The sequence below is a fragment of the Clostridium aceticum genome (assembly GCF_001042715.1).
GTDB lineage: Bacteria > Bacillota > Clostridia > Peptostreptococcales > Natronincolaceae > Andreesenella > Andreesenella acetica.
This window is the reverse complement of record NZ_CP009687.1, coordinates 2,655,167-2,672,748: the sequence shown is the minus strand read 5'-3', so window position 1 is coordinate 2,672,748 and position 17,582 is coordinate 2,655,167. Positions and strand designations below refer to the sequence as shown.

Annotated in this window: 18 protein-coding genes; 9 read left to right on the top strand and 9 right to left on the bottom strand. The window is 36.8% G+C overall.

Annotation, left to right across the window (positions count from 1 at the left end; translation table 11 throughout):
* Nucleotides 1-118: 118 nt before the first annotated feature.
* Genes CACET_RS12430 through CACET_RS12420 form a run of 3 tightly spaced genes read left to right on the top strand, consistent with a single transcriptional unit; the run spans nucleotide 119 to nucleotide 3,708 of the window.
* Nucleotides 119-1,093 carry an AAA family ATPase gene (locus CACET_RS12430; RefSeq protein ID WP_044824747.1) on the top strand — a complete coding sequence of 325 codons (975 nt, stop codon included), beginning with the start codon at nucleotides 119-121 and terminating at the stop codon, nucleotides 1,091-1,093.
* Entirely contained in the window at nucleotides 1,090-2,328 is a 1,239-nt protein-coding gene (locus CACET_RS12425; RefSeq protein ID WP_044824748.1) for a DUF58 domain-containing protein, read from the top strand. Before CACET_RS12430 ends, CACET_RS12425 begins: the two co-directional genes overlap by 4 nt.
* A 24-nt stretch (nucleotides 2,329-2,352) precedes the next feature.
* Nucleotides 2,353-3,708, top strand: a complete 1,356-nt coding sequence (locus CACET_RS12420; RefSeq protein WP_044824749.1) for a hypothetical protein — start codon at nucleotides 2,353-2,355, stop codon at nucleotides 3,706-3,708.
* Between the two features lie 144 nt (nucleotides 3,709-3,852).
* Here the strand turns inward: CACET_RS12420 and CACET_RS12415 are convergent, their stop codons facing one another.
* The 7 genes from CACET_RS12415 to CACET_RS12385 all read right to left on the bottom strand — a co-directional run bounded on the left by CACET_RS12415 (nucleotide 3,853) and on the right by CACET_RS12385 (nucleotide 9,388).
* Nucleotides 3,853-4,044 carry a 4Fe-4S binding protein gene (locus CACET_RS12415; protein WP_044824750.1) on the bottom strand — a complete coding sequence of 64 codons (192 nt, stop codon included), beginning with the start codon at nucleotides 4,042-4,044 and terminating at the stop codon, nucleotides 3,853-3,855.
* Complete coding sequence (locus CACET_RS12410; RefSeq protein WP_044824751.1) at nucleotides 4,028-4,741, bottom strand: 2-oxoacid:acceptor oxidoreductase family protein; 714 nt, start codon at nucleotides 4,739-4,741, stop codon at nucleotides 4,028-4,030. Before CACET_RS12410 ends, CACET_RS12415 begins: the two co-directional genes overlap by 17 nt.
* Nucleotides 4,734-5,597: a thiamine pyrophosphate-dependent enzyme gene (locus tag CACET_RS12405; protein WP_044824752.1), complete on the bottom strand. Its 864-nt coding sequence runs from the start codon at nucleotides 5,595-5,597 to the stop codon at nucleotides 4,734-4,736. The genes CACET_RS12410 and CACET_RS12405 overlap by 8 nt, the downstream gene beginning before the upstream one ends.
* Nucleotides 5,594-6,736: a transketolase C-terminal domain-containing protein gene (locus tag CACET_RS12400; RefSeq protein WP_044824753.1), complete on the bottom strand. Its 1,143-nt coding sequence runs from the start codon at nucleotides 6,734-6,736 to the stop codon at nucleotides 5,594-5,596. Before CACET_RS12400 ends, CACET_RS12405 begins: the two co-directional genes overlap by 4 nt.
* Nucleotides 6,733-7,314, bottom strand: a complete 582-nt coding sequence (locus tag CACET_RS12395) for a carbon monoxide dehydrogenase beta subunit family protein (protein WP_044824754.1) — start codon at nucleotides 7,312-7,314, stop codon at nucleotides 6,733-6,735. Before CACET_RS12395 ends, CACET_RS12400 begins: the two co-directional genes overlap by 4 nt.
* Nucleotides 7,315-7,623: 309 nt before the next feature.
* Entirely contained in the window at nucleotides 7,624-8,868 is a 1,245-nt protein-coding gene (locus CACET_RS12390) for an L-lactate MFS transporter (protein WP_044824836.1), read from the bottom strand.
* Nucleotides 8,869-9,031: 163 nt separating this feature from the next.
* Nucleotides 9,032-9,388, bottom strand: a complete 357-nt coding sequence (locus CACET_RS12385; protein ID WP_044824755.1) for a Na-translocating system protein MpsC family protein — start codon at nucleotides 9,386-9,388, stop codon at nucleotides 9,032-9,034.
* 270 nt (nucleotides 9,389-9,658) lie between these two features.
* On the opposite strand from CACET_RS12385, the gene CACET_RS12380 reads away from it, so the two are divergent.
* The 6 genes from CACET_RS12380 (at nucleotide 9,659) to galE (ending at nucleotide 15,684) form a co-directional block, all read left to right on the top strand.
* Nucleotides 9,659-10,405, top strand: coding sequence for a SprT-like domain-containing protein (locus CACET_RS12380; RefSeq protein WP_044824756.1), 747 nt, complete (start codon nucleotides 9,659-9,661; stop codon nucleotides 10,403-10,405).
* A gap of 158 nt (nucleotides 10,406-10,563) precedes the next feature.
* Nucleotides 10,564-11,973 (top strand): L,D-transpeptidase, encoded by a 1,410-nt coding sequence (locus CACET_RS12375; RefSeq protein WP_044824757.1) that lies wholly within the window; start codon nucleotides 10,564-10,566, stop codon nucleotides 11,971-11,973.
* A gap of 374 nt (nucleotides 11,974-12,347) precedes the next feature.
* Nucleotides 12,348-12,812: a hypothetical protein gene (locus tag CACET_RS12370; RefSeq protein ID WP_044824758.1), complete on the top strand. Its 465-nt coding sequence runs from the start codon at nucleotides 12,348-12,350 to the stop codon at nucleotides 12,810-12,812.
* Nucleotides 12,813-12,828: 16 nt separating this feature from the next.
* The gene (locus tag CACET_RS12365) at nucleotides 12,829-13,521 is read left to right on the top strand and encodes a TVP38/TMEM64 family protein (protein WP_044824759.1); all 693 of its coding nucleotides are present in this window, start codon (nucleotides 12,829-12,831) and stop codon (nucleotides 13,519-13,521) included.
* Between the two features lie 178 nt (nucleotides 13,522-13,699).
* Nucleotides 13,700-14,335 (top strand): flavodoxin family protein, encoded by a 636-nt coding sequence (locus CACET_RS12360; protein ID WP_044824760.1) that lies wholly within the window; start codon nucleotides 13,700-13,702, stop codon nucleotides 14,333-14,335.
* Between the two features lie 362 nt (nucleotides 14,336-14,697).
* Nucleotides 14,698-15,684 (top strand): UDP-glucose 4-epimerase GalE, encoded by a 987-nt coding sequence (galE, locus tag CACET_RS12355; RefSeq protein WP_044824761.1) that lies wholly within the window; start codon nucleotides 14,698-14,700, stop codon nucleotides 15,682-15,684.
* A 190-nt stretch (nucleotides 15,685-15,874) separates the two neighbouring features.
* On the opposite strand, the gene CACET_RS12350 is transcribed toward galE, so the two are convergent.
* Nucleotides 15,875-17,239: an FtsW/RodA/SpoVE family cell cycle protein gene (locus CACET_RS12350; RefSeq protein WP_044824762.1), complete on the bottom strand. Its 1,365-nt coding sequence runs from the start codon at nucleotides 17,237-17,239 to the stop codon at nucleotides 15,875-15,877.
* On the bottom strand, nucleotides 17,223-17,561 hold the full coding sequence (locus CACET_RS12345; RefSeq protein ID WP_044824763.1) for a PadR family transcriptional regulator: 339 nt from the start codon (nucleotides 17,559-17,561) through the stop codon (nucleotides 17,223-17,225). Before CACET_RS12345 ends, CACET_RS12350 begins: the two co-directional genes overlap by 17 nt.
* Nucleotides 17,562-17,582: the final 21 nt, after the last annotated feature.

The window sequence follows — 17,582 nt, the reverse complement described above, 5'->3', positions numbered from 1 at the left end:
AAAGGAAGATGCTTTTTTGTTAAAGAAATCAAACTTATATAAGACCCTATGATCATATAAGACTTAAATTATTGAATTTTGCTGGAATATATAAGAGATGCGGTTAGGAGGAAATCCAATGAATACCAACAATCATATCCCAGATGGGTTAAAACAACAACTGGATGAATTATGGAAGGAAATGTCTAAGGTTATTGTTGGAAGAAAGAAAGAGTTAAAACTGATATTAACTGGATTATTAAGCCAAGGACATGTTTTATTAGAGGACTTGCCCGGAACTGGAAAAACCACCATGGTTAAAGGATTTTCAAAGGGATTAGACTGCCAGTTTTCGCGGATTCAGTGTACCCCTGATTTGCTTCCTTCAGATATTTTAGGAGGTTCTATATTTAATCCTAAAACCAACGAATTCTACTTAAGAAAGGGGCCTGTTTTTACAAATATATTACTGGTGGATGAAATCAATCGAGCGTTGCCTCGGACTCAATCAAGTTTACTAGAGTGTATGGAGGAAAGACAAGTTTCTATTGAGGGAAAAACCCATATTTTGTCTAGTCCCTTTATGGTACTAGCCACACAAAACCCAATAGAAATGGAAGGAACATTTGCTCTTCCAGAAGCTCAGTTGGATAGATTTTTAATGAAATTAAAGCTAGGATATCCAACCCAAAAGGAAGAAGAGCAAATGCTTGAATGGGTGGGGGATGAGATTCCTTATGAAGAAATAAATAGTAGGTTTAATCCCCAGAGTATTCAAGAGCTGCAAAAGCAATGTAAAGAAATCTATACCCATGCTTCTATACGAGAATATATTGCAGCGCTAGCCAATACAACTCGAACTCATCCTCTTATTTCCATCGGAGTAAGCCCCAGAGCCAGTAAAGCTCTATATAAAACAGTGAAAGCGTGGGCATTATTGAATGGCCGCAACTATGTTATTCCAGAAGATGTAAAAGAAATGCTGAAACCTGTGTGGAATCACCGCTTGATTTTAAAAACAGAAGCACATATGAATGATATTCAATCGGAGGATATTCTAGAGGAGATTATGGAAAAAGTTAGCTTAGTGGAGGAAAAGGTAGTACGTCTATGAGCAAAGAAGAGCAACCTAAAACCTTAGAAACCAGCACATTGTTTGAGCCCTATTTAATGTGGATACTGGTAGTCCTTTTGTTAATAGCTATAGGGTACAGGTTTATTCCACTAGTTATTGTCAGCACTTTTTTGCTACTTTTATCTAGCATCATTACTATATGGAAGAAAATGTCACTGATGCATATAAAGCCTACTTTGCAGCTTTCAAAAACTAGGTTGTTTGTTGATGAAGAATTTTTAATACATGCCTCTATTTACAATGATAAATGGTTGCCTTTAATATGGCTGGAATGGAGCTTTCCTAAAGATGAAGGGATTCGTTTAGGTGATAAGGAAGATGATACACATACCATCCGGTTTTTGTGGTTACTATGGTTTCAACAAGTGAAATGCACGCTGAAGGGTAGAGGGCTTAAAAGAGGTGTTTATAACATTGGAGAAGTTATATTGCGCTCAGGTGATGGATTTCGTTTTGCTGAAACAGAAGAATTATTTTCGTTAGATAATAGGCTATATGTATATCCCAAACGAGTAGCTGTCCATGTACCCAATTTTTCTGCCTCTATACAATGGGGGGTAAAAGGAAAACAGGGGGGATTTATTGAAGATCCGCTTTTGGTCATGGGTATTAGGGAATATCAAGCTGGAGATGAACTGAGAAGACTTAATTGGAGGGCTAGTTCAAGAACTGGAAAACTTCAAGCCAATGTTTATCAGCCAGTTGTTATGGAACAACTGATGATGTATATTGATGTTCAAGGTTTTGTTATTAATGAGAGTGCATACGAAAATCCTACTGAGTTGAAAACTTATGTATCCAACAAAAGGGAAGCCTTTGAAGAATTTCTCTCTATTATAGCTTCTATCGCTGTAAAGTATAGGGAACAAGGAATCAGTATTGGTTTTGTTAGCAATGCCCTTAATAATGATAGAGAAAAGATGCCTAGCATCCTACCCAGCACAAATTTAACCCCTCATTTAGATCAGTTAGCTGAAATTACCCAGACAGTAGGTGTTGAGAAGATGAGGGCATTAGACGAAATGCTGCATAGAGGACAGCTATATGCACCTTTATATATTTTTTGCAACCATATTACTGAAGGGCATTATATGTGGTATCAACAACACAAAAATAAGCTGACGGAAGTATGTTTTTATTATAGAAATGAAACGGAATATGCTAAAAAATTAGCCACAGTAGCAAAGTCCATAAACAGATTTCTTTCATCCTAGGCTTATCAAGAAGGGAGTGCTGATATGCATCATCTTAAAAACATGTGTAAATCCTTCATCATGATGTTTAGTGAAATTATATGGATCTATTATGCAATTGTGCTATTTACCAGTGTTGAATGGAGACAAGCTGCCTTTTTTGATTTGAGATGGTTTATAGTGGCTGGCATAACGGGATATGTTTTTAATAGGTTAGTGGCAAAGAGCAGAAATCATGTGTTTTTATTTTTAGGGAACATTCTGGCTATAGGGTTTATGATTGTACAAAACTGGAAAACCGTAGTTCCAGAGGGTTCATGGGGATTTGGACTAGCGGTCAGCATAGGGCTTACCCTTATTTTTGCTCGGAGTGCCAGATTGACTCAAAAACAACCTACACGTTTAGAAATGCTGCGGCGTTTTGAAGGAAATATCATTTATTATATTGTTTTTGCCCTGGTATTTACTGGAAACAATTGGCGTGATAATACCTTTCATCTTTTTTTTATAGTGGCAATCGGGGGAAGCCTAATAGGGATGATTTTAACATTACAAAGCCTTGAAGATGGTGAAGGTAGTGGAAAAGTTAAAGTAATGAAGGTAGGAGAATCAGGATGGTTTGCAGGTGTGGTGGGATTTTTGTTAATCTGTATTCCACTTTTTTCATTGATCTTATTATTACCTTCAGTAAACAGAGGTCTATATACTTTGGCAGCAGGTGTGTGGGAAAGAGGAAAATGGATAGCCTTAAAGATTAGCAGTTTTTTAAACTGGTTCTTTAGTCTTTTCCCTGATTCAGAAACGGAAACAATACCTACTCCACCCCCCCAACAAACTATAATACCATCGGAGGTTATAGAAGAGCCGCTGGTGTCTTTACCATATATGTGGATGATAGGAGGGGCCATCCTTCTATTAGCGGTAGCTGCTATTTGGTTTTTTACAAGGGCACTTATCAATCGACAACTTCCAAAAGCCATGAAGCCAAGACAGATGATGATTATCAAAGAATCATGGTGGATAAACTTTAAGAGAAACATAAAAGCGTATTTAAAGCACTTGAAATTAAAATGGTGTATGTACTTTCCTTACTTTTACCATCACCCTATCTATTGGCGATATCATCAAGTGCTAAGATGGGGAGAAAAAAATGGTCTTTCTAAGGCTAAGTCAGAAACCTCTCAGGAGTATATGAAAAAAGTATCAAAGGCTATCCCTGAAAAAGAAAAAAACTTTTGTCATGAGGGGAAGAGTTATGACTTATCTGAACTATTCACACAGTTAAATAGAGATTATCAAGCTATTTATTATGGTATGAATGTAGAAATACCCGATAAAATAGAATATAAGTTTTTGATACACCATTTACAGCGTATTTCTCTTAAGAGGAGGAAGCTATAGAAAAAGACTTGATTCTTTGGAATATATCAGAAAAAAATATGTACTTAAGCAAAGAAACAAACGCCTCTCTGATTTAGAATTAACAAATCATTCTAAATCAGAGAGGCATATTTTTATGAGGATAGCACCAAGACAAGTGAGTTTTTAAGAGCCGATTTCTAAAGCTTCTTTACGACAAACAGTCACACACAGGCCACAGCCTTTGCAGCGGCTCTCATTTACTTTAACTTTTTTATCTTCTTTGGTATAGACAAATACATTTGGTTCGGGGCAGGCAAATATGCATAGCTTGCACCCAGTGCATTTTTCCTTATCTACCTTAGCTGAAACATACATGATTATCTTCCCCTTCTCCATCTAGACTGTTTTTAAAGGCGTATTTCTTAACAGCAGCAGCGGCGCTTTCCATTACCTTCATGTTTTTTTCTACTAATTGAGCGGTTTTTGTGTATTTACTCTTCAATACGTCATCAAGTGCTGCGGTAGTTCCAGAAGCTACAAAGTTACTACCTCCAAATCTCTCTTGAATAGCTATGCTAAGGGATTCATAAGTAACCAAGTCAACAATACCCATTAATCCTCCTAACATGGCCATATTGGTAGACAGCTCAGTTCCGCCTATGTCAGTAGCGATTTGCGTGGCAGAAACAAAAAAGATGTTAGCATTTAATTGTGTCAGTTTTTCCTGTTCCTCCTGACTAAACCTCAAAGGAGTATCTGAATTAATCAACACAGTTCCCCCCGGCTGGAGACCATCAAAGAAGGGCATGGTATAAGATTTACCCATGGTGATTACATGGGGATGAAAAATCATGATGATATTTGGTGAAAGAATTTCTCCCCGCTCATTAATTTGCTCTGAGGATATTCGCACATAACTTTCAGCTGGAGCCAATCTTTTTTCAGCACCAAAAAACGGGTTAACTGTACTGTTTTTGCCATCTTGGGTGGCGGCTGAACCAAGGATATGGGCAGCAGTAACTACCCCTTGACCCCCTAAACCAGACATTCTGATAGAAATTTTATTACTCATGACTCTGTTCCTCCTCCAGCCGTTTTAACAGTTCCTCTACCTCAGGCGATAAATATTCACTGGTGACATAAGTTCCATCTTTTTCTCTAGCTTTGATTGTTTCTAAAACATCGTGAGATTTAAGTTTATAATTAGTAGGGCAGGGGCAGAAGATTTGCATATAACTAGGCCCTGTTTCTCTAGCTGCTAGGATGGCTCGCCGCACCATTTTTTCAAATAGTTTAGGTTTGGCAGGGGAGCAAGTGGCTACATATGCACAGCCAGATTTTTGTGCAATCTCCGTTAAAGCTATTTTAGGAAAAACTTTCCCTTTAGGAGCCATGTTCAGAACTGCACCTTCCACAGACATACCACTCTCCTGTCCCCCTGTGTTGGCATAGGCTTCGTTGTCCAGCATAATTGTCGTTATGTTTTCTTTACGGAACCAAGAGTGCATTACCATGTCTAAGCCGATATCAGCTGTTGCTCCATCGCCGGCTATGACCACTACATCCTTTACTTTATCAGGAAATCTAAGTTTTAATGCTCGCTTTAAGCCAGAAGCCACGGCATTTTGATTACCAAATAGTGAATGGATATTGTGTACTGCTACCTGTGAAAATGCTAATGCACTGCACCCAGTGGAGCCTACTATAATAGTGTCCTCAGGATTAGGCAGTGAGGCTAGAATCAGTCGCAGAGAAAGTGCTAGTCCACACCCTGCACAAAGTGGATGTTCTTCTATCAATTCTTTGAAAGCCCCCAAATCAGAAACACCAACACCTTGACCAAAGGGACCTTCTTCAACCAGCTCCTTATATTCTTGAGGCATAATATCTTCAAAACAGGGAGAAATCTTTATTAAATCTTTATTCATGCTGAATACCTCCTAATTTCTTCGAGAATTAGTTCGATAGGCATAGTCATTCCACCGAATACTCTAGGAGCACCGTATACTTTAGCAGAATCAGCCACCACTGATTTGATTTCTCTAGATAGCCATCCAACTCGATTAAATTCGGGAATGATAATAGCCTTTGCATTTTGTGTTAATTGTTTTATTTCTTCAGCAGGGAAGGGACGGATGCTTTTTATTTTTATTAAACCAACATCTAGACCTTCTTCACGGGCGGCAGCGATAGCTTCCCGACTCTGGGAGACAGCAGTTCCAGAAGTAACAATGAGGATATCAGCTTCTTCATTTTCAGCTTCTATCAGTCCACCTAAATAGCTGTGAATATATCTTCGAGATCTTTCCATTGCTGCCATTGTTTCCTGTTGCCAAGAAGCATGAGCGGCATAGCTGATAAAATTACTTTTCATTACAAAGGGATCACGCATTTGTCTTACTGGAACATTTTCCATATCCATCACTGGGACTGGCGCACTATAGGCATCATAAGGAGGAAGTTGAATATCCTCAGGTGCTATTTCTACACTGTCTCTTGTATGGGTTACAAAGAAACCATCAGCAAAAACCCCTACTGGAATATGTACATCAGTTTTTTCTGCAATAATAAAGGCTTTTAGAATCATATCATAAAGATCCTGTGCTGTTTCAGCGTGCAACATGATTATTCCTGTATCCAAAAGGAAGGACATTTCAATAGTATCCGGCTGGATAGTAAGGGGAGAATTCACACCTCTGGTAAGAAAAGCACAGACCACAGGAAGTCTAGCACCAGCCCATGTTGGAAATATCTCGAAGGCTCGAAGTGTACCTGGTCCCCCTGTAGCAGTGAAAACCCGTACGCCTCCCATAGCGGCACCTGCCACTGATGACATTACAGCAAACTCGTTTTCACCACGGAAATAATCTTTAAGGTATCCCTCAGCATAAATATCTCCTACTAAGTGCATGCTTTCTGATTGGGGGGTGATGGGATAAGAAACAGCCATATCCACATTAGCCCTCTTGATAGCTTCCTTTACAGCCTCACTACCAGTAATAAATTTTTTCTCTCTATCTGCATTGAAAAATAGGTATTCAGGTTCGACAATTCTCTGGCTTTTCACTTAAGTCCCCCCTTAGCTACTTTGATCATTTCAGTAAGTTTTTTTATTGTTGAGATGTTTACATCTCTCAAAGAGATCATAGCATCCTCGTGGCCCATTTCCCCACATAAAGCAACTGTATAGCAATCAGTTCCTCCTCTTATGATCTTTAAAGCTAAATTAGCATAATGACAATGAACTCCCACAAAAACACAGAGATCTATTTTATTGTGCCAAATAGTTAAGTTCGGATGATTAGGATTGATTTCTACTTCAGGATCTATCATAGGGTATTTAGGGCGGTAGTCAGGCATAGGAATAATTCTGGCTCCTGCCGTCTCTGCTAATTCCTTCACTGCTTCGGCTTTTTCAATTACCCCTTCCTTCCAGGCCCACAGAATAAGAGGTCCGGGGAAAAAAACAGGATTTTTAGCTGCTAAAATTTTTTCTGCTATTTTTTCCATTGCCTCCTCTTCAAAAACTACAGTACCTTCTACTAAGGCCTCTCCTTTTTCTGGTAGTTCTACCCCCATACAGGCGGCTGCCGGTGGAAGATATCCTTCTGGCCCCGCCTGAACCCGGTATAAATTAATAGACATATATAACTCCCCCTATTGTTTTGTACAGATCAATTAAATAAAGCGATATTAAACAAAAATTTTCTCTCCTTTTGGAACCCCCTTTCAATTTCATCCTAGTTTGTAACAGCTATCTGCACTCTAGGAATACTGATTCTATCAAAACAAACAACCTACAAGGTGCTTGATGTGATTATTACTGTACATGACTGATATCACCCCCACTTTTAACCATTAGCTTAGGTGAGATTCTCAATCAAATGGAATAGACTCTCCACCTGATTTCCCGATCTTCAGCTCTAGCTGAAGGCGTGAACTTCATAAGTTTCTTTACTTGTCTACTGCTTGACTTCTGTAGTGGGATAAAGCAAATTTTTGTGATGAAAGTATACCTACAACACATAAAAGGATTACAAAATAAAAGATAGAATGATAACTCTGAAGTACATCCTTCAATAATCCTGAACCAAACACTCCAGTAATGGCTCCTATGCCATAGGCGGTAAAAACAACCCCATAGTTTTGACTGTAGTGTTTCGTTCCGTAGAGAGAAAGGGTTGAAGCAGGAGCAATAGCTAGCCAGCCCCCAAGATTAAACCAAAATATTGAAAAAGCAATAGTATATAAGACCAAGCTGCCTTTATTAGCCATTAACATGAGTGATGCAGCAATCATGATCAGTACATAAGAAAGCAACATGGCCTTTTTATGAGACAACTTATCAGTAAGCCACCCAAATATAGGTCTGCCTATTCCGTTGAAAACTGCAAATAGTGCCATTAGTAAAGCCATGGTATTAGGGGATAACCCTACTAGTTCAATTCCTACATTGCCGGTCATTCCTATCAACATGAGCCCAATCATTGTGCCTATAATAAAGTTAAAATATAAACTCCTAAAGCTTTCAGCCTTCATCATTTCTGCGGTATTTATGTTATTTACATCTACTACAGCAGTAGATGTTGCTTTTACTGGCTGATCCTCAGAAGCTAAAGGATATTTAAATGGATAGGAAAGCAATGAGATGATGACACCAAAGGATATCCCTAGCATTTTAAAAGAGGGCATAAGCCCATAATTCTCTATTAAATAACTTGCGGCCGGGGCTGTGACAAATGGTGATAAACCAAACCCTGCCAGCACAAAACCTACAATAAGACCTTTTTTTTCTGGGAACCATTTAGCTACTACCGTCATGGGAGCACCATAAATGATTCCCACCCCTGCACCAATGATAACGCCATAGGTTATGGTTAAAACATAGATATTTTCAGCATATCCCGATAAAAGCCAACCTAGTCCTACAAGAAGTCCACCTATGAAAATTACCAATCTAGGGCTATATCTATCTAAATATTTACCTGTGATGAACATAAAAAAGGCATAGAATACTAAAGAAACCGCATAGGGAAGACCGCTTTGGGTAGACCCTATATTAAAAAATTCTTCGATTGGAATTCTAAAAACACTCCAAGAATAGACAGTACCTAAGCACATCATGACTATAATTCCTAAAAATACATAAAGCCATCTTTGTTTTGATGGATGGTTACTTTGCTTAACTAAATTTTCCATGATCCTCATCTCAACTTTCCTTATAATTTATTTTTTAAATCAAATGACACAAAAAAATCCAATAATTATCACCTTATAAAAAGTTAATAATTATTGGATTACACTACGTCTGGTTTTTTTAAAACCCTTCGCTTGGTCTTCCTCATTTATGTACTTCATACCCTTAAAATCTTTTTTCCAAATTATCTTCCAACGTTATTACTATGATCTTTTCACCAGTTTTGGTGCTAACATCAGAGTGCACACTTATAATATTTATGTCTATAACTTTTCTAATGAGGGTCTCTAAATAGCACCTTCCACTTTCAAAAAGAGTTGTTCTCATCTTTTTTATCAACTCAACTCCTTGACTGCTCTCTGCCAATTTGTGTTCAGATTGACTTAGGAAGCCCTGGAGTCTAATGATAATTAAATCTTGAATAATGAGGGTCTTTATTTGCTTTGGTCCTCTCCCCATAAATTCTATTTCGAACCTACTGATAGCCTCGCTTATTTTAGCCTCAGCTTGGCCTTTGGTCATGACACCACCTCTTTTCTTGCTTGTGAAAGATTATACCATGGAAAAATATAAAATTCAATGGCTTTTTTTCAAATTATTCAATCAAATTATTTCGAAACAAATGTAAAAAAATAACAGATAACGACAAAATAGAGAAAGAAAAATTCTCTTTTATTTGGTATAATAAGGTTTATAGGAAACCAATACGCAAAAGAGGATTTTTTTTGTTTTAATCTAGGTTTGGTATTCCATTAACTGATCATAACTAGACGGATCGTTGGAGGACATAAAATGCTCTCACTTATGCAGCAAAAGCTAAATGAAAAAATAATTAAAGAAAAGCGTACCACTGTATATGAATTGTTTATAAAAAAATCACCCAATATAAACAGTGGCAGGATTAAGGAAATAGCAAATACCGATTTAGAACTATTATTCAATCTCTATGATAGCATTTTTTTAGAAGGTGAGCTGGAAAAAACTTTTCAAGGTGCATTTATATTTTCTTTATCCAAACGAATGACTAAAAGTGCAGGTCGTATTCTTTATTTTAGGAACGTACATAAGATGAAGCAGGAAGAAGAAAAAATTGAAATTCGCATTGGTGTTGATTTCTTTTTGCAATATGATCTTCTAGAAGGTAACAAAAAAGTTTGTGGTATAAATACTAGAAATAGTCTAGAAGCTTTGCAACTGGTTTTTGAGCATGAAATTTGTCATGCTATAGAATATATCTACTTTAAGAAATCAAGCTGCAAAGGACAACAGTTCAAAGTAATCGCTAATAACTTATTTGGACATACTGAGAGTTATCATCAGCTAGCAACTTATAAAGAAATAGCAAGCAAAAAACTAGGTTTGAACGTTGGAGATAAGGCATCCTTTATGCTTCAAGGGAAAAAGGTAAAAGGTATTATTTATGGGATCAACAAGCGGGCTACAGTAATGGTTAAGGATAAAGCGGGAGGGTTTATAGATAAAAAAGGGCATCGATATGCTAAATATTATGTTCCACTAACTTTACTAGAATCAGACTAGATGAGATTATTTTGCCACTCTCCCACCTAGCACTTAGCTAGGTGTTTTTAGTATAAAATTTCTTCTCCAATACCTACTTTTACTTTATGCATAATACTGATATCCTTTGAGAAAAATATATAATGAATATCAAATAAAGTATTAGATAGGGGATGCTTATGTATAAAAAAATTATGCTAATATTAATGGTAGTGATTATGGCTACGGCATCAAGTTGTACTTATCGGAGAAGTGTACCTCCCAACGAAACACCCACTCCACAGCAACAGCAACAGCAGCAACAACCAGCACCCTCATCTGAAGCACCTAGAGAAGACAAGCTAGCCAAAACTGACCGAGAAAACATAGAGGAGAATATAAATGGTTTTGATCTTGAAGATGATTTAAGAATTACTGAAAACACACATGATGGAGAAGAAAGCGGGATATCTAGTCTTAGTCAAGAACAGAAGGAACAGGTGCTAGAAAATATAGGAGAAAAGAGTACCAATACTGTACTTCATCAATATGATACCTTCTTACCAGAAACAATCACTGATGCGGTTCAGTATCTTGCGTATAATCTCTCTTTTGACTATTTTCTCATAACAACAGAGGATGGAGCCGAAGTCAGAGAAAGTCCTCTACCTGAAGCGGCAGTCATTGCTCAGGTAGAGAGTCTAGATAAGGTGTCACTGCTTCAGCGGGCTGAAGGAGAAGAGATAGAGGGCTCAAACATATGGTACAGGGTGGCATTAGAAAATGATAATCAAGTAGCTGAGGGCTACCTTCACTCAACAACTGGTACCCCTAGGACCTTCCAATTTGATAAAATGGAGGAGGCTGTAAACCAGCTAAGACAGCAAATCGCTGAAGGAGAACTACACTTTATCAGTAATTATAAGAATGAGAATGGCACACCTCCTCAAGAGGGGGATGCTGCAGTAGATGAGCATGGGTATAGAGTTTATCACAGTGCCCCTGCATATGAAGAGGCAAATGTGGAGGCTGAATTTCGATATATCCCAGATGGAATGTTGGTACGAATTCTAGATGAAACAGAGGATTTCTATCATATTCATGCTCCTACTTTTGATGGAAATTACTATGTTCCTAAACAATATATCGATCCAGATGTCACACTAAGTCAGTTGAATCATGTGATTGTGGTAGATAGAGATCAGCAAAATCAAGCTTCTTTTGAAGTTGATGAAAACGGTCTAAACCTTATTTCATATACTTTAGCTACTACGGGAATTCCAGGAGATTTCTCTTTTGAGACTACCCTCGGCAGCTATAAGGCTATTGCAAAAAGGGAACGATTTGAGTATTTGCAAAGTGGTACACAGGAAATTGCGGGTTATGCCCCCTTTGCTATAAGGTTTACTGGTGGAGCTTATATTCATGGTGTTCCAGTGGCATATGAGGAAGAAGATGGTGAGAAGATAGACCCGGGGCTTATAGAATATCTTCATACCATAGGTACATCCCCACGCTCCAATATGTGTGTCCGTAACTTCACCAGCCATGCGGAATTCCTCTATAATTGGATGGATAACGAAAATGGTGCTGTTATAGTAATAGAATAATATCAACAGAAATAAAAAAATTATTATGCTTTTATGTAAGTTGTAATAAATATGTTACATCCGCTATCTCACACTGAGTTGTAAAAGTTTTATTGCAACTTAAATATATATTAAAATAATTATTAAGAAAAGATTATAAGTAAAAGAGATTATGGGTAAAAAATCACATAGTCTCTTTTACTATATAAGCGATTTTTTACATATAGTCTCTAAAGTGTAGTTCTCATTAAAATATTTTAAATGACATGTATTTTGAAAAATTACTATACATTTAGTAAATCTATGAGAAAATTATTCTAAGGAATGTTTGAGGGAATTTATAGATATATATAAATATGAATTTTAACCTATGTAAAACGTGAGGGAGAAGTTGAATGGGATATACGATTATTGATGTACTGGATAAATTGATTAAAGTAGAAGAAAATGGTCATAATATGTACGCAGCCATAGGGGCTAAAGACAGTATAGATGTAAAGACAAAACTAGTTTTAAGGGTTTTTGAAAAAGAACAAAATAAACATATAGTAATTTATAAGAAGTTAAGAGAGCAGGCAGCAAAAAAAAATCTAGAGGAAATAGATTTCGATATTTATGATAAAGTGTCAAATCTAATTTCTAAATTTATCTATTCATACCCTGAAAATATTGTGGATGTAAAAGATTTGCTAAGATTCTTTTTCAATCTTGAAAAAGAAAAACTTGCTTTGACTATTAGCATACAAGGGCTGCTGGTGCGGAGGTTGAAAGACATGGACTCACATGCCTATAATGCATTAACAGAGATTATAAAAGAAAAAGAAAAGTATGTTGGTGATATTCAGATATTTTTAAAATGAGAGTTGGAGATAAGTGATGGGAAAAAGGCAGTTAAATAAAAAGATTCTTCTTCTATTTGCTGTAGTAGTAATAGGCCTAATAGTGTGGATGCTATGGAAATACAAAATATGGGAAGTCATATCCATCGAATATTTTAGAAGATTTACAGGTAGAATCCGGCGCTTAGGTTTTTTAGGTGTACTTCTTTATCTCTTAACTTTTACTTTGGGAACGATGTTGCTCTTACCCAGTCTACCCTTTGCACTTTTAGGGGGAATTACCTATGGGACTGTTCCAGGGATTATATATGCTTCTGTAGGGGATTTACTAGGTGCCTCTATAGCATTTATGGTGGCAAGGTACATAGGGAGAGAGAGGCTTGAAAGACGATTAAAAAAAAGTAAGGCTTTCCATGAAATTGATGAGGGTGTCAAACAGGAGGGATGGCGTATTTTGGTTTTGACCCGTATGATACCAATCATACCTCATTGGCTGCAAAACTATGCTTATGGGCTGACAGCAATTTCTTTTACAACTTATGCTATTGTATCTCTACTTTGTATTATCCCTGGAACAGCAGCATGGATCATTGCTGTCAACACAGTAGGCAAGGGGCAGGGAGATGCGAAGAAAACTGCAATTTATATGGGGGTTGCTGCTGTGGTACTTGTCATAATTTCTTATTTACCAAAATGGATCTATAAGAAGAAAAAACTGAGAAAAAAATAAAGTGTCAGCGTAGGCGGGACTTTTAAGTAAGGTGTAGTAGACTCTGATTCACCGATGTTTCAGCTTGTTGAAACGAGTTCATTTTGTTTTTGGTTCACATGTCTATATACTTGTCTATTGGGTAAATATGTTATATACTCTAAACTAAAAGAGGGAAGAAGCTATAGGAGGGAAAAAAATGAAGGTAGTAGCTTTTAATGGAAGTCCTAATAAGGAAGGAAATACTTACCATGCTATAAAAATAGTAACGGATGAACTAGAAAAAGAAGGCATAGAAGTAGAAATAATTCATGTTGGCGGTAAGGAAATAAGAGGATGTATGGCCTGTAATCAATGTATGAGGAACAGAGACGAAAAATGTGTTCTTCCAGGGGATGAGGTGAATACATGGATTCAAAAGATGAAGGAGGCAGAAGGTATCATTTTAGGTTCACCTGTTCACTATTCATCATTAGCAGCAACCATGAAGTCTTTTTTAGACAGGGCTTTTTATGTTACAAGTGGTAATAAAGGAATGCTAAGACATAAGGTGGGAGCATCTGTTGTTGCTGTAAGACGTTCTGGTGGTCTCCCAACCTTTGATCAACTAAACAACTATATCAATTATTCAGAAATGTTGATCCCCACTTCAAACTATTGGAATGTTATTCACGGTACTAGACCAGGAGAGGCATTACAGGATGAAGAAGGGGTACAAATTATGAGAATCCTAGGGAAAAATATGGCGTGGCTTTTAAAGTTAGTTGAACATGGAAAGGAATCTATTCAAGCGCCAGAAATAGAAAAAAAATCTTTTATGAACTTTATTCGTTAAAAAAGATAAAAAAACATCTTTTATTGCAATGTTACAATAGAAGATGTTTTTTTATCTTATATATTTATCATAGGCGGTAACCTAATACAGTTATTACCAAAATTCTCTCCAAATGTTATTTTGCTAATGCTAAGATCCTTCGACCCCTCTTTGCTTCCCTCAGTATGGGAAATTATAGTTTAACTTAACGCTAAGGGTATATTTACTAAAAGTGGCATTTGCTGTCTTCAGCAAAGGAAAAGCACTTGTGATTTTTTATGATAGGGTTATAATAGTGTATAGAAAAATTTTTGATGATTTCTAGTCTTTCGACTTGTCGAAATGAATACACTCATGGGAGTGAATAGAGAAAGGATGATACCATGGCAATATTAGTGTGTGGAGGAGCTGGATATATAGGAAGCCATACAGTGGCTGCTCTTTTGGAAAAAAATGAAGAAGTTGTTATTATAGATCATTTAGAAAAAGGTCACAAAGAAGCTGTACTAGGAGGAAAGTTATATATAGGAGATTTAAGAGATACTGAGTTTTTAGACAAAGTGTTTGCAGAAAATAAAATAGAAGCAGTAATCCATTTTGCAGCATTTTCTCTAGTGGGGGAGAGTATGGAGGAACCCTTTAAGTATTATGATAATAACGTATATGGAACCCTAAGACTTCTAGAGGCTATGAATAAATATCATGTGAAAAAAATAGTATTTTCCTCTACAGCTGCAACCTATGGGGAACCCAAAAGAGTGCCAATAAAAGAGGAAGAAGAGACAATTCCCACCAATCCTTACGGAGAGACAAAATTAGCTGTTGAAAAAATCTTAAAATGGGGGGAAGTGGCTTATGGTATTAACTATATAGTCCTAAGATATTTTAATGTTGCAGGAGCCCATAAAAGTGGTAAGATTGGAGAAGATCATAGCCCAGAAACCCATTTGATTCCTATTATATTGCAGGTAGCATTGGGTAAGAGGGAAAAGATTATGATTTATGGAGAAGATTATCCAACAAAGGATGGTAGTTGTATCAGAGATTATATACATGTTATGGATTTAGCAGATGCCCATATTCTAGCTGTAGATAAACTGCGAAAGGGAGATAGGAGCGCTACTTATAACCTTGGAAATGGGGAAGGCTTTAGCGTAAAAGGAGTGATAGAAGTTGCAAGGAAGGTTACAGGACACGCAATCCCAGCAGAAGTGGCAGGTCGCCGTCCAGGAGATCCGGCAATTTTGATTGCATCTTCAGAAAAGATTATAACAGAGCTTGGATGGAACCCTAAACATGCTTCTCTAGAAGAAATTATAGCTAGTGCATGGAAATGGCATCAAGGACACCCAGATGGTTATGGGAAGTAGAGAAAAATTTGGAGGTAGCGAAGGATCTTATAATCAGTGCTATTAACCAAGATCCTTCAGTTCCTTCAGGATGACAAAGCCTACATCGGCTGTTACTGTAATTATCTAACCAAAAATCAACAGTAGCATTTAACATAGTCAAGTTTTAAAACAGTTGAACCTAGCACTTAAGTGATAGGTTCTTGGTGTACTAAACATTGAACTGTCCTTGTTCTGCCATAACCAAGTCTTTTCTACGATATACCCCCAACAATACCCCTATTAAAGCCATATTTGCAACAAAATTAGTGCCACCGTAGGAGATAAAGGGTAAAGAGAAACCTAATATAGGAGCCATTCCTACATTCATTAATATATTTCCCAATGCCTGTAATGTAAATACAGATATGATGGAGCAGGCTAAGTATTTACCATATTGATGCCTAATTTTTCTTGTTGCTAAAAACATACGGATTACAGCTAATACTATAACGATAATCGTGCTGATACCTACTACCCAGCCAAAGGCACCTACAATATAGGCAAAGATAAAATCTGTGTTTGCTTCTGGTAATGCTATTCTATTTATTCCTTCAATAGTTAAGTAAAGATTATCACTCTTGCCAAAGAACTTAGCCCCAGATAACACCTCATTTAAAAGCAAATTAATATACCCGTTTCCATGGGGGTCCAGACTAGGGTTTAAAAATACTAACAATCTGTTTGCAATATAACTGCCTTGCCTTAATATACGGAACAATAAAGAGAACATTACCAAAGCTGCACCTCCATAAATGGAGATTAAAATTCTCTTTCTATTTCCAACAAACTCTTTGTTCATAACTGCTATTGTAATAATAATGATTAGTCCGCTGCTAAGCAAGACGGCACTTGAAAAAGAGGGTTGTGCTAGTAATGTAAGTACAGCTAAAGATGCTAATCCTAATATTTTTAACATCCCTTTGATACTTCCGGTAGCCCATCTACTTACAAGTCCTGCAAAGGATAGAAGCCAAAGCGGCAGTGCTATGGATACAGGATTAAAGGTTAATCCCCCTATTCGTGCATAGGATACTTCATTCACTTGGTGTCCAAGTTTTTGAATCGTAAATAAAAAAACAATAGTGCCTATGAAAATCGGCAGTGAATATTTTTCAAGTCTAGTATAATCAAAGAAATAGCAAACAGTACATATACCAATGCCTATGAGTGTATAAACTAAGTAGGATCTCACATAGTGACTAAGATGCATGAATGAAGCCTGATCACTAGCAATGGAAAACAAAGCGATTCCCCCAATTAAAACCATAAGACTAAGTAATGATATGATTGACCATTCAGTTTTAGGCCTATAGGTTTTATCGAGCTTTTTCCCTATTTCAACAGGGTCACCCATTTGATTTACTGATTTTTGTACTGCCTCATCCTCACTCATTCCCCTCTCTATATAGCCCTCTGCTAGTTCGTAAATATGAGATTTTAATTCTTCTGAAATATTTCCTAAGACATTTTTATATTTTATCTGTCCACAAACCTTATCCAAAAAATCAATAATACATTTATTCAAAGCAAACACCACCCATCACCTTATTAACGGTCTTACTATAAAGCTCCCATTCCTTTTTCTTTTCCTTTAGCAACTTCTTGCCCTTACTGGTAATATGGTAATACTTTCGTTTGCGTTCTGAAGTACCTTCATTCCAATAGGCCTCAACCATACCTTCACTTTCTAATGAATGAAGAATTGGATACATAGTACCCTCCTTTAAAGTAAAAGTATTATCAGAGTGTTTTTCTAATTCCTTTACCATCTGATAACCATACATGTCACTATTACTTAGCAAATTAAGTATTAGCATTGTTGTACTACCCTTCATAAGATCTTTATCAATTTTCATCTCAATACCTCCTTCAACTAT